We start from the raw sequence: 12,155 nt of genomic DNA on the forward strand, positions 1-12,155 counted from the left end.
CATGACCAACCTGCGCTCCTGGGCCGGCTGGCCGGTCTACGCGGCGGTCCTGGTGGCCCTGCCGATGGTCTTCACCGACCCGCACTCCCGGCTGCTGCTCATCCTCTTCACGATGTACGGCGTGCTCGCCATGAGCTGGAACCTCACCCTCGGTTTCGCCGGCATCTTCAACTTCGCCCAGATCGGGTTCTTCGGCATCGGCGCCTACACCACGGGCATCCTGGCCACCCGCACCGGCATCGACCCGTGGCTCGCCCTGCCGATCTCGGGGCTGTCGGCCCTGATCGCCTCGCTGGTGGCGTTCCTGCCGGTGCTGCGGCTGCGCGGCATCTACGTGGGCCTGGCCACGTACGTCTTCTCCCAGCTCTGCATCTACCTGGTGCTCGGGCAGGCGGGTCTGACCGGTGGATCCAACGGCATCGTCGGCATCCCCCGGCTCAGCCTGGGCGACGTCAACCTGCGGGCCGACGGCCGGATCGGCTACTACTTCCTCGGTGCAGCGCTGCTGTTCGCGGTAACCGTGCTGGTCCGGGTGCTGACCCGCTCGACCCTGGGCATGTCGCTGCTGGCACTGCGCGACAACGAGGCGCTCGCCACCAGCCGGGGCGTCTCCCGGGTGCGCCAGCACCTGATCGTCTTCATGGTCGGCGCGGCCGTGGCCGGGGTGGCGGGCAGCTTCAACGCCTTCCTCAACGGCGTGGTCAGCACCGACGTCTTCGGCTTCGGCTACCTGACCCTGCTGCTCAGCATGATCTTCCTGGGCGGCAGCGGCAGCGTCTACGGGCCGATCGCCGGCGCCGTGGTCGTCACCCTCGTCTCCGACGTGCTGCAGGACGCCGGGGCCTGGCGCGACATGGCGATCGCCATGCTGATCCTCGTGGTGCTCTGGATCGCCCCCAAGGGCCTGGCCGGCATCACGAACTCCGTCCTCGCCTCGCTGCGGCGGCCCCGTACCCCCGCTCAGGAACCACTTCCCACCACCTCGAAGGAGACCGCATGACCGCCGAACACGACGTGACCCGCCGGGTGCTGGAGCAGGTCGACCTGCTCGCCGAGCGGATGGTCTCCAGCCTGGCCGACGCGATCGCCATCCCCAGCGTGAACCCGCGCTACCCCGGCCAGGAGTACGACAAGATCGTCGGGGCGGAGGGCGACGTGAGCGCGCTGCTCGGCGACCTGTACGCCGAGGCCGGGGCCGAGGTCACCAAGGTCACCGTGGAGCGTGGCCGCGACAACGCCTGCGGTGTCGTCTCCGGCGCCGGTGGCGGCCGGTCGCTGCTGCTCAACGGGCACGTCGACGTGGTGCCGCCGGGCCGCCTCGACCGGTGGCGCGGCGACCCGTTCCGCGCCCAGGTCACCGACGACGCGGTGATCGGGCGCGGCGCGACGGACATGAAGGGCGGTCTGGTCGCCGCGGCCTACGCGGCCCTCGCTCTGCGCGGGGCCGGCGTGCGCCTCGCCGGCGACCTGGTCCTGCAGGGCGTCGTCGGCGAGGAGGTCGGCGACCACGAGGCCGGCACCACCGCGGTGCTGGAGGCCGGGTTCGGCGCGGACGCGGCCATCGTCTGCGAGCCGTCCGGACAGGCCGGCACCCTGCCCGCGTCGGTGCCGGTGACGCCGGGCCTGCTCTGGTTCAGCGTCTCCCTGGAGGGCAAGACCGCGCACTCCGGGCTGCGGGGCATGACCGTGCACCCGACGCTGGAGGGCGACGCGCTCGGCGTCAACACCGTCGACAAGTTCTGGGTGGTCTACCAGGCGTTGCGCGCCCTGGAGGACGACTGGGCCCGGCACAACCGGCACCCGCTCTTCCCGCCCGGCTACTTCAACCTGCTGCCCGGTGTGCTGCGGGCCAACCCCTCGGGCATCCTGGTGCCCTTCTTCCTCGCCGACGAGCTGGTCGTGGAGTACTGCGTCTACCACCACCCCGACCGGTCCAACGAGGAGGTCATGGCCGAGATCGAGTCCCGGGTGATGGACGCCTGCCGCACCGACCCGTGGCTGCGCGAGCATCCGCCGGTGTTCGAGTGGAAGCTGCTCTGGCCGCCGTACTCGCTGCCCGACGACGCCCCGCTGAGCGCGGCACTGGTCGGCGCGCACACCACGGCGACCGGCGGGCAGCCGCCGCTCACCACCGGCTTCATGGGCGTGTGCGACCTGACCTGGATGGACCGCAAGGGCATCGGCGGCCTGGTGTACGGCCCCGGTGTCGGGTACACCGCGCACGCGGAGAACGAGTACGTGGAGATCGCCCAGCTGGTGCAGTCGGCGAAGACCTACGCGCTGACCGCGATCGACTGGTGCGGGCTCGCGGATGAGCGGTGAGCGGTAGCCGGCCCCGGGCGGTCGGTGCGCGATCCGGGGGCGACGTTCTCATTTCGCACGGTTCGTGGCATGATCCCTACCTGCCGACGTGCCGCGCGAGCCGGCGGCCGTTTCGGAGGAGGCACCATGTCCGGCACCCCTGAGCCGCGCACCGTCGCGGCCCAGCTCCGCGATGTGCTGCCCAAGCTGCCCCGTGCGGAGCAGCGGGTCGCCCGCACCCTGCTCGCCGGCTACCCGACCGCCGGCCTGGAGCCGCTGGCGACCGTCGCGAGCCAGGCCCAGACCAGTCCGGCCACCGTGCTGAGGCTGGCCTACCGGCTGGGTTTCGAGGGCTATCCGGAGTTGCAGCAGGCGCTCAAGCGTGAGACCCAGCAGCGCTACTCCTCTCCCCTGGCCCAGTACGGCAGCGCCGAGGAGGACACCGGCAGGGTGCTGAGCCGGTCCCGCCGGGTGCTGCTGGACGCCACCGCCATGACCTTCGACCAGCTTCCCGAGGGGGAGCTGGTCAAGGCCGCGGAACTGCTCGCCGACCCCGGCCGCCGCATCTCGGCGGCCGGGGGCCGGTTCAGCACCATCCTGGCCCAGTACCTCATCGCCCACCTGCACCAGTTGCGGCCCAACGCGACCTACATCACCGGGTCCACCGCCGACCACGCCGCCCACCTGCTCGACATGGGCCGCCGCGACGTGCTGGTGCTCTTCGACTACCGGCGCTACCAGCGCGAGACGATCGCCTTCGCCCGCGCCGCGGCGGCGCGCAACGTGAAGATCGTGTTGCTGACCGACCCGTGGCTGTCGCCCGCCGCCGCGGTGGCGGACGTCGTACTGCCCGCCCAGGTCCGCTCGCCCTCGCCGTTCGACTCGCTGACCCCGGCGGTGGCGCTGCTCGAAACGCTGGTCGCCGCCGTGGTCGAGCAGCTCGGCGAGGCGGGCAGGAGCCGGGTGGCCGAGTACGACCAGATGGCCGACGACGTGCTGCGTGACGAGGGCGACGGGCCGCAGCGCGCGGCGAACGCGTAACCGATGGCGGCCTCCGCCGGAGGCCGGCCGCGAGACCTCAGGACACGCAACCCGCGTACTCGTCGAGGCGCCGGAACATGACGGCCAGCATCAGCGGGAACATCGCCACGTGGGCGATCGTCATGAGCGACCCGCCGTCGATGAACCCCAGCCAGAGCAGCGGGAAGAGCGGTACGACGGGGACGAACATGGCGGCGCACATCTCCAGGGTGGAGGCCCAGCCATGGCCCCGGTAACGCATCCAGGCGGCCATGCCGACGGACATGTCGAACGCCATCAACAGGTAGGCGAGCTCGGGCTGCCGGTCGTGGGAGAAGCCGAGTCCCACCGCGGACAGGAGCATTCCGAGAACGACCATCCCGACGAACATCGCGATGATCATCTCAACGTAGTGCCAGGCGAAGCGGCCCCATCGGCGGGCGGGCGGTGCTGTCTGTGTCATGGCCCAACTCTGTCGCCGCACCGATCACGCACCAAGGAAGACGGTCGAACAGGTCCGGAAATCTGGGACTCCTGTCCTTTCTGGCATAGGGTCCCCTCATGGTCGAACGCCGTGTCGCCGTCATCGGGTACGACGCGGCGGAGTTGCTCGACATCGCCTGTGTGACCACGACCCTGGAGAACGCGAACCTGCAGGGTGCCGCTCCCGCCTACCACGTGCGCCTGGCCACTCCCGGGGGAAGTCCCATCACCTGCGGTACCGGCCTGACACTCCAGGCTCAGGAGGCGCTCGAACGGACCGTCGGGCCACTCGACACGCTCGTCGTGTCGGGAGGCATCGGACACGAGGCGGCGGCCGGCAACCGGTCGATCCTCGCTCATGTCCGTCGCCTGGCGCGGGAGAGCCGCCGCGTCGCGTCGGTGTGCACGGGCGCCGCCGTGCTGGCCGCCGCGGGCCTGCTCGACGGGCGGCGCGCCACCACCCACTGGCAGTCGGCGAAGGCCCTCGCCGCCCGTCACCCGAAGGTCGCCGTCGACCCCGCCCCGATCTTCATTCGTGACGGTGACACCTACACGGCGGCCGGGGTCACCAGCGCCCTGGACCTCACCCTCGCCTTCGTCGAGGAGGATCACGGCGCCGAGCTGGCGCGGCGAGTGGCACGCGGCCTGGTGACCTACCTTCAGCGTCCGGGTGACCAGGCACAGATGAGCATGTTCACCGCCTCGCCCTCGCCCGAGAACAACCTGGTCAGACAGGTTGCCGAGTACGTCACGACACACCTGGGCGCCGACCTGACCACGGTCGCGCTGGCGCACGGCGCGGGGGTGAGCGAGCGGCATCTGACCAGGCTGTTCCTGGAACATCTCGGCCAGACACCGGGACGGTTCGTGCGGCAGGCCCGCACCGAGGCCGCCGCGTACCTCCTGACCTCGACCTCTCTGCCGATGACCGGCGTGGCGATCCGCTGTGGGTTCGGGACGACCGAGACCCTGCGTCAGGCGTTCGTCGACCGGTACGGGGTTCCGCCCTCGCGATACCGGTCCACGGCGACATCCACCACACGGTCCTGACGCGCTCCAAACGCGGGCGGCCGTTCCCCATGTGGCGGCGGAGTGGCGTCCGCGCAGGTGAGAGCGCCCCAGCCGGTCCGCTCTCGTACGCGTATCAGCCCATATCACGACGTTATGGAACTTTGCGAGGTATTCAGCCACCCATCTCGGTGCCACCTTAAGGGAGCCCGGACTTCTTAGGGCTCCTTGCATCCCTCCTACCCCCCAAGGGACATCGAGAGGAATCACCCGCGTGAATCCGAAGGTCAAGCTTGGCGCCGTGGCCGTACTGGTCGTCGCCGCCATGACCACCCCCACGGCGGTGAACGCCGCCACCCCGGCGGACGCCGCCGCAGCCCGCACCGTGTCCGCCGAGCCGCCGGTGTACGCGCCGCCGGACGCGGAAGCTCGCAACCGCGCGGTCACCACCGCCAACGCGACCCTCGCCGCCAGGTCGGAAGCCGTCCTCAAGGGACAGAACGAGAAGTTCACCCTCACCAGGAACATCGCCGGTGCGTACGGCCTGCAGTACCTCACCTACGCGCGCACCTACCGCGGGCTGCCGGTCTACGGCGGTGAGGTGATCGTCTCCACCGACCGGGCCGGAGAGCTCGTCGGGTCCGTGAGCTCGGGCCAGCAGTCCAGGATCACGATCGACGTCACGAGCAAGGTGGACGCCGCCACGGCGACCGCCACCGCCCGCGCGCAGCTGCCCGTCGTGGAGAGCGCGACCGCGCCCAAGCTGCTCGTGCACGCCACCACCACGACGCCCAGACTGGCCTGGGAGGTGGTCGTCACCGGCGCCACCGCCGAGGCTCCGAGCGTCCTGCACGTCTTCGTGGACGCCCTCGACGGATCGGTCTTCGACTCCTACGACGACGTGCACGCCGGAACCGGCAACAGCTACTACAACGGCAACCCGGTGACCATCCAGACCTCGGGCTCGGGCAGCTCGTACTCGATGACCGACACCACCCGGCCCGGCCTGCGCTGCGGCGGCCAGAACGGTTCGGCCTACACCGGGACCGACGACTCCTGGGGCAACGGCTCGGGCACCAACCTGGAGACCGCCTGCGTCGACGCGTTGTACGCGGCCCAGACGGAATGGAACATGCTCAGCGCCTGGCTGGGCCGCAACGGGTTCACCGGCTCGGGCGGCGCCTTCCCGGCCCGGGTCGGCCTGAGCGCCGTCAACGCCTACTGGAACGGCAGCTACACCAGCTTCGGGCGCAACTCGGCGAACACCCGGCAGGCCACCCCGATGGACGTGGTCGGCCACGAGTACGGCCACGGCATCTTCCAGTACTCCGGTGGCAGCGGGGGCAGCGGCAACGAGGCCGGTGGCCTGAACGAGTCGACCGGTGACATCTTCGGCGCGCTGACCGAGCACTACGCCAACCAGCCCGCCTCCCTCGACCCGCCGGACTACCTGGTGGGCGAGGAGGTCAACCTGACCGGCTCGGGCGAGATCCGCAACATGTACAACCCCTCGGCCAAGGGACACCCGAACTGCTACAGCTCCTCCATCCCCTCCACCGCGGTCCACGCGGCGGCGGGCCCGCAGAACCACTGGTTCTACCTGCTCGCCGAGGGCACCAACCCGGTGGGCAAGCCCGCCAGCACCGTCTGCTCGGGTCCGACGACCCTGACGGGCATCGGCATCCAGAAGGCCGGCCGGATCTTCCAGGCCGGACTGAACACCAAGACCTCCCCGTGGACGCACGCCAAGGCGCGCCTCGCCACCGTGGCGGCCGCCAAGTCGCTCTACCCGGGCGGCTGCACCGAGGTGAACGCGGTCAAGGCCGCCTGGACCGCGGTGAACGTCCCGGCCACGAGCAGTGAGGTGTCGTGCCCGTGACGTGAGGTGCTCCCCGCGCCGACGGTGACCTCCGGCCCTCACGGGCACACCCGCGCCGACCAGGGAATCACCTTGGCGTGAGGACCTTCCCCGGCCCTCGTGGGCACATCCGTGATGACCGGGGAATCACACCGGTATGAGAACTCTCCCCCGGCCCTCGCGGGCACACCCGCGAGGGCCGGATCACGCTCCGGGGCGCGAACCATGATTGGAAAGGCTACAAAGGGTACATACGCCCTGCTAAAAGGTGGAAAACTCGACCGAAGACGGGGAACGGGGCGGTCATGACGATCCTCAGCCGATCACGGGCAGGGGCACCGCTCCCCCACACGACCGGATGAGCACCGGCCCCGACAGGACGACGTCCCCCAGGCATCGTGAGGGAGCCGATCCGCGCCGCTGGAAGGCGCTCACCGTCTGCCTCGTCGCCGGTTTCATGACCCTGCTGGACGTCAGCATCGTCAACGTGGCGCTGCCCTCCATCCGTGCCGGGCTGGAGGCCCCGCAGAGCACCCTGCAGTGGGTGGTCTCCGGGTACGCGCTCACCTTCGGGCTGGTGCTCGTCCCCGCCGGGCGGTTCGGCGACACGCACGGCCGGCGCAACGCGTTCGTCTTCGGCGTCGTACTGTTCACCGTGGCGAGCGCGGCGGCCGGGCTCGCCCAGAACCCGACCTTGCTGGTCGTCGCGAGACTCGTGCAGGGGATCGCGGGCGGAGTGATCAATCCGCAGGTCAGCGGGCTGATCCAGCAGCTCTTCCGGGGAGCGGAGCGAGGCAGGGCGTTCGGGATGCTGGGCACCGTCATCGGCATCTCGACCGCGATCGGCCCGCTGCTCGGCGGGGTGCTCATCAACCTCGGCGGCTACACCGACGGCTGGCGCCTCGTCTTCTACGTCAACGTGCCGATCGGCATCCTCGCCGTCCTCCTGGCCTACCGCTACATCGGACCCGCCGCCAAGGAGTCTCGCCCCCGGCAGACCATGGACCCGGTGGGCGTGCTGCTGCTCGCCGCCAGTGTCCTGCTGGTTCTCCTGCCACTCGTCGAGGGCCAGGAGTGGGGCGCCTCGGCCAGGTGGCCGGCCCTGCTCGCCGGGCTCGCCCTGCTCGCGGCCTTCGTGGCCTGGGAACGCCGGTACGGGCGGCACCACCAGCCGGTCGTCGACCTGTCCCTGTTCCGCAGGCGCTCGTACGCGCTCGGCGCCCTGCTCGGGGCGCTCTACTTCGCGGGCTTCACCGCGATCTTCTTCATCCTCACCCTGTACCTGCAGAACGGCCTGGGCTACTCGGCCCTGGAGGCAGGACTGGCGACCACGCCGTTCGCGGCGGGCTCAGCCGTGACCTCCCTGTTCAGCGGCAGGTTCGTCACCCGGCTCGGCCGCCCGCTGGTGGTGGCCGGACTGGTGACGGTCGCGGTCTCCCTCGCCGTCACCGCGCTCGCGGTGGAACTCGTCCCCGGCCCCCACGTGGCCTGGGCCACCGCGGTCCCGCTGCTCCTCGCCGGCCTGGGCAGCGGCCTGGTGATCTCCCCGAACCAGACGCTGACCCTGTCGGAGGTGCCGGTCCCCGAGGCGGGCACGGCCGGAGGCGTGCTCCAGACCGGGCAGCGCATCGGCGCCGCCGTCGGCATCGCGGCGATCGGCTCGGTGTTCCTCTCCGAGGTCGCCTCCTCGGACGGCGACTACGCGACGGCGTTCCGGCACGCGCTGCTGGTCACCATCGCCTTCGTACTGGTCGCGCTGGTCGTGGCCATCACCGACGTGATCGCCTCCCGCCGCCCCTCCCACACCTGAGCGCCCGTCACCGGGGGCACAACTCCTCAGGCGGGATGCGAAACGATTCGCCACTCACGAATGACACTCCCAAGCTCGCGCCTGGTCAGGCGGCCAGCTCGCTGTTCAGGTGATCCCGGAACTCTCGGACCATCACGCTGTCCTCGTACGGCTCAAGCTGTCCGGCGAACCGCTGAAGACGCTCTACTGTGCGAGCGGAGGTCAGCGTCTTGGTCGCCGGGATGGCGGCCCGCGCGCAGGCAAGGGCTTGGTCCAGCTCGCCCATCCCCAGATACGCCCCGGCGGCACTAAGCCGGTTGATCTGGGCGGATCGAGGAAGGCGCTCACTGAATTCGGTCACCGCCGCTTCCGCGCAAGCCGCCGCCCGCGCATAGTCACCCAGAAGCCGCCAGCACCCGCCTGCCTGTCCGTTCAACTCCACCTCGTCGTACTTTCGGACCCACTCCGGATCACGGTCAGTGGCTCCTTGGGCATAGGCGCGCTCGACTTCGACGAGCAGTCGCTCGACCTGCTTGGCGCTGTGTCGATCGTGGCTTTCAGCCGGTTTGGTCTGCAAGGCCGTCGCCCTGGCCTCCCTGGCCAGCATCACGGCCATGACACGAGGGGGTGCCTGCGCCCGGCGGGCGGTGTCGACGGCAGCTCTGCCCAGCCATACGGCCCAGGCCCCCTGCTCCAGGTGAATGGCCTGCAAGGTCAGCGTCGCCAACACCCAGGCGCCGGTCAGCGGGTCGTCGGCGTTCTTGGCCAGCCGCAGCGCCTGGCCGAAGTGCTGCTGGGCCTGGCCGTGCCGGTTCAGGTCGAAGGCCGTCCAGCCCGCCAGCCAGGTCATCCCGGCCGCCGCCGCCATCAGCTCGGAGCCCACCCGCTCGTCGTAGCGGCCCCGCAGCAGCGGCGCCACCGTCTCGTGCAGGTATTTGACCACCACCGGGCGCACCAGCCCGGCCCCGAACCGCTGGTCTATCTGGCCGAACGCCTTCTGCGCCTCGACGATCCGCGCCACGTCGGCGAGACCCACCTCTCGCCCCTCGTCCAGCCGGGCGGCCGACGCGGTCGGGGTGCCGTAGTTCCAGGAGACCAGCCACTCGCCCAGGGCTCCGGGCACGAACGGCAGCGAGGCCAGTAGGTGACGCCGGGACGGGTCCATCTCCAACCTCCACAGAAGCGCGGCCGATTTCACGGTAGCCGCCGGTGAGTCGTCGTCACAGCCCGCGATCGGCCACGATGATGTCTCCCCGTAGGACCAGCCGTCTATCCACCGCTCGACCTCGACCGCCTCGACCCCGAACACGGCGGCGATCAGCGGCCGGTAGCAGGCACGCACCCCCTGCTCTCCGCGCTCCCAGCGCGCCCAGGTCGTCGGCGTCACCCCGAGCGCCTCCGCCGCCGCCTCCTGGCTCATCCCCCGCTGCACCCGCGCGCTGACCAGCTCAGGACGAGCCCTGCGACTCCGCGACCCACCCATGTCACTCTCCTTCGGTATCCGAATGACTACCCATTGTGATGAAGGAGAGCCGTCGCACACCACCCCGCCAAGGAGAACGACCAGAAACCGACCAGCCCACACGGGTGAACGCAAGACGGCATTCCAGCTCGGCGTCGAAGTGGAGCGTCAACAGGTCGCGGACCGTCTCCTCGATCTGGTCAAGGCGCCGCACCTGGGTATGCGCAGGACACCGCAGCCCTGGCCCTTCGACCTCGAGCGCCCACCAGCCGTCGAACCATCGAGCCGTGACCCTGACCTGCTCACCCCGTTCCATTCGACACAGCCAAAGCCTGTTACCACCGCTGCGGCAACAGGCTTGCCCATACATCCGCACAGGTTCGGTTTGAGCCAGATTTGATGTCGAATAACCGTCTGAACTGGGGAAACGACCAGGGGCCTGCCACGCTGGACACGCCGTTCCCGGAGCCTCGGCAAACGAGCAGCACCCGATCTTCACGCCACTCCGCCCGTCGCGTTTCCTGCTGTCCACAGTCACCGACAGCGAACGGAGCGTGCTCATGCGGCCATCCGGCGGCATCCCCCACGGTGCCCAGGACCACCCCGGCGAGGATCTGGTCTTCCCCCCGGATCACGACCGAGGAGGCGGCGGCCTGATGGGACAGCACGCCGGCGTGATGGGAGGCGGTGACATTCGCGTACTGGTCAAGATCCTTCAGCCGGGCTCGGCCTCACGTCGCGCCCGCGCCGTGCTCCGGGAGGTGCTCAGGGAGGCCGGTCTGGACGACGAGGCCGTCTCCGACGCGGAGACCATGGTGGCGGAACTGGCCGCCAACGCCGAGAGGCACGCCCGTCCCCCGTACGAGCTGCGCGTCCTCAGTCTGGACGGCGTCCCCACCTGGTGTGAGGTCGTCGACGGCGACCCCGACCTCCACGAGGTCCGCATCATCCTCGGCCTTCTGGACTCGGTGGAGGAGATCGGCCTGCCTCTGCTCACCGAGAACGGCCGCGGCCTGCTCCTGGTCCACCGGCTCTCCCAAGGCCGGTGCCACGTCCACCCCGCCACGACCCACACCACCGGCACCCCCGGCAAGGCCGTCACCTTCGCCCTGCCCACCCGCTCGGGCGCCTGTCCGCCCTTCTCGCCCCTCCGTACCGGGGACGACCTCGACACCGGGACGAACACGATCCGTGCCACCGATCGTCCTCTGTGATGGCCGGGGGTTTCGCTTCCTCGCACGGGGTCGGCTCATCAGAACGGACCTCGCCTCGCCCGCGAAGCGAACGGAGCCCCGCGCATGCCGTCGGGTGTGGCTGGCTCCAGAGCCTGCCGACCACACCCGACGGACCACTCGTCTACTCCGAGAATCCCTTGCTTCTCAGCCGGTCGACCAGCTCGCTCATACTCTTCGGCTCCAGCCACGGTGATCGCCCGGCGACTCCCAGCGGCTCCTTGCCACCGACGAGTGCGGACTGACCCGACTTCTGCTGGGCCAGGAGAGGGTCCTCGAAGACCAGGCCCTGCGGTGGAACGCTCATCAGACGCGCACCCGCCGGAAGTCGCTCTCCCTCGTCGAGAACCTTCTGCTCGTACGCCGGCCTCTCCGTCGGGAAGATCATGACCTTCGTCCCGGCCGGAATCGACGTCGCGAAGTCCTGCACCGACCTCTCAGGCTTCCACTCCTCGGGCGGGAGGGAGTCATCCCGGATGACCGCCCCCTGGTCGAGCTCGACGAAAACCAGGTTCGCGGGAATGGACGCCCGCCCCTTCACGCCTTTGAGCGCGTCGGTCACCTTGACCTTCAGCACCACGCGGTAATCGAGAGGACCGCCCTCGTAACTTTCCAGGATGGGCCCCTGTTGCCAGCCTTCCACCACCCCGGCCGCCACAATGGGGCGGTTTCCGGCCAGAGCCTCCGGCGAGGGTGAGAAATCATAGTCCGCTTCGGATCCACGCAGAACGGACACGTCCAGCGATCCTCGGGACGACTCCCCGATGTCACCCTCATGACCATTACTCGGCGACGCCTCAGCCGCTTTTCTTTCGTTCTCGTGGACCGCACATCCGGTGAGCAGCAGAGCGGCTACCAGTAGGGCGGTAACGCCGACACGCTTTTTCATTGCTACCTTCTCCCCGGTCTAGTACGGCAGCCGCCATTCGTTAGTTGAGCTGGGCTGATGCGCCGCTGATCGATGCGGCCTTGTGACAGCGATCCCGCACAACGAGAGCAGCC

General features: G+C 69.9%; 11 protein-coding genes. 7 read left to right on the plus strand and 4 right to left on the minus strand.

Going from position 1 to position 12,155, the window contains the following annotated elements; translation table 11 throughout:
* The first annotated feature begins 1 nt into the window (after position 1).
* From ACFY3V_RS38060 to ACFY3V_RS38070, 3 genes are all read left to right on the plus strand, one after another.
* Positions 2-1,000, plus strand: a complete 999-nt coding sequence (locus ACFY3V_RS38060; RefSeq protein ID WP_350948459.1) for a branched-chain amino acid ABC transporter permease — start codon at positions 2-4, stop codon at positions 998-1,000.
* Positions 997-2,322, plus strand: a complete 1,326-nt coding sequence (locus ACFY3V_RS38065; protein ID WP_350948405.1) for an ArgE/DapE family deacylase — start codon at positions 997-999, stop codon at positions 2,320-2,322. Before ACFY3V_RS38060 ends, ACFY3V_RS38065 begins: the two co-directional genes overlap by 4 nt.
* Positions 2,323-2,448: 126 nt before the next feature.
* Positions 2,449-3,342, plus strand: a complete 894-nt coding sequence (locus ACFY3V_RS38070; RefSeq protein ID WP_362906517.1) for a MurR/RpiR family transcriptional regulator — start codon at positions 2,449-2,451, stop codon at positions 3,340-3,342.
* Positions 3,343-3,379: 37 nt separating this feature from the next.
* On the opposite strand, the gene ACFY3V_RS38075 is transcribed toward ACFY3V_RS38070, so the two are convergent.
* Positions 3,380-3,784 carry a hypothetical protein gene (locus ACFY3V_RS38075; protein WP_362906519.1) on the minus strand — a complete coding sequence of 135 codons (405 nt, stop codon included), beginning with the start codon at positions 3,782-3,784 and terminating at the stop codon, positions 3,380-3,382.
* Between the two features lie 98 nt (positions 3,785-3,882).
* On the opposite strand from ACFY3V_RS38075, the gene ACFY3V_RS38080 reads away from it, so the two are divergent.
* The 3 genes from ACFY3V_RS38080 to ACFY3V_RS38090 all read left to right on the plus strand — a co-directional run bounded on the left by ACFY3V_RS38080 (position 3,883) and on the right by ACFY3V_RS38090 (position 8,480).
* A complete protein-coding gene (locus ACFY3V_RS38080) occupies positions 3,883-4,854 on the plus strand; it encodes a GlxA family transcriptional regulator (protein ID WP_389780168.1) in 972 nt (323 codons plus the stop codon).
* Positions 4,855-5,086: 232 nt separating this feature from the next.
* Complete coding sequence (locus ACFY3V_RS38085; protein WP_389780170.1) at positions 5,087-6,691, plus strand: M4 family metallopeptidase; 1,605 nt, start codon at positions 5,087-5,089, stop codon at positions 6,689-6,691.
* A gap of 337 nt (positions 6,692-7,028) precedes the next feature.
* A complete protein-coding gene (locus ACFY3V_RS38090; RefSeq protein WP_389780172.1) occupies positions 7,029-8,480 on the plus strand; it encodes an MFS transporter in 1,452 nt (483 codons plus the stop codon).
* Positions 8,481-8,565: 85 nt separating this feature from the next.
* On the opposite strand, the gene ACFY3V_RS38095 is transcribed toward ACFY3V_RS38090, so the two are convergent.
* Together ACFY3V_RS38095 and ACFY3V_RS38100 are read right to left on the minus strand one after the other, a co-directional pair.
* Positions 8,566-9,942, minus strand: coding sequence for a helix-turn-helix domain-containing protein (locus ACFY3V_RS38095; protein WP_389780174.1), 1,377 nt, complete (start codon positions 9,940-9,942; stop codon positions 8,566-8,568).
* Position 9,943: 1 nt separating this feature from the next.
* A complete protein-coding gene (locus ACFY3V_RS38100) occupies positions 9,944-10,237 on the minus strand; it encodes a hypothetical protein (protein ID WP_389780176.1) in 294 nt (97 codons plus the stop codon).
* A gap of 244 nt (positions 10,238-10,481) precedes the next feature.
* Here ACFY3V_RS38100 and ACFY3V_RS38105 point away from each other — a divergent pair, with 244 nt between their 5' ends.
* The gene (locus tag ACFY3V_RS38105; RefSeq protein ID WP_389780178.1) at positions 10,482-11,135 is read left to right on the plus strand and encodes an ATP-binding protein; all 654 of its coding nucleotides are present in this window, start codon (positions 10,482-10,484) and stop codon (positions 11,133-11,135) included.
* A 142-nt stretch (positions 11,136-11,277) separates the two neighbouring features.
* Here the strand turns inward: ACFY3V_RS38105 and ACFY3V_RS38110 are convergent, their stop codons facing one another.
* Positions 11,278-11,889 (minus strand): hypothetical protein, encoded by a 612-nt coding sequence (locus tag ACFY3V_RS38110; protein WP_389780180.1) that lies wholly within the window; start codon positions 11,887-11,889, stop codon positions 11,278-11,280.
* Between the last annotated feature and the right edge of the window lie 266 nt (positions 11,890-12,155).

Source organism: Streptosporangium sp. NPDC000095 (assembly GCF_042899335.1).
In the GTDB taxonomy this organism is placed as follows: Bacteria; Actinomycetota; Actinomycetes; order Streptosporangiales; family Streptosporangiaceae; genus Streptosporangium.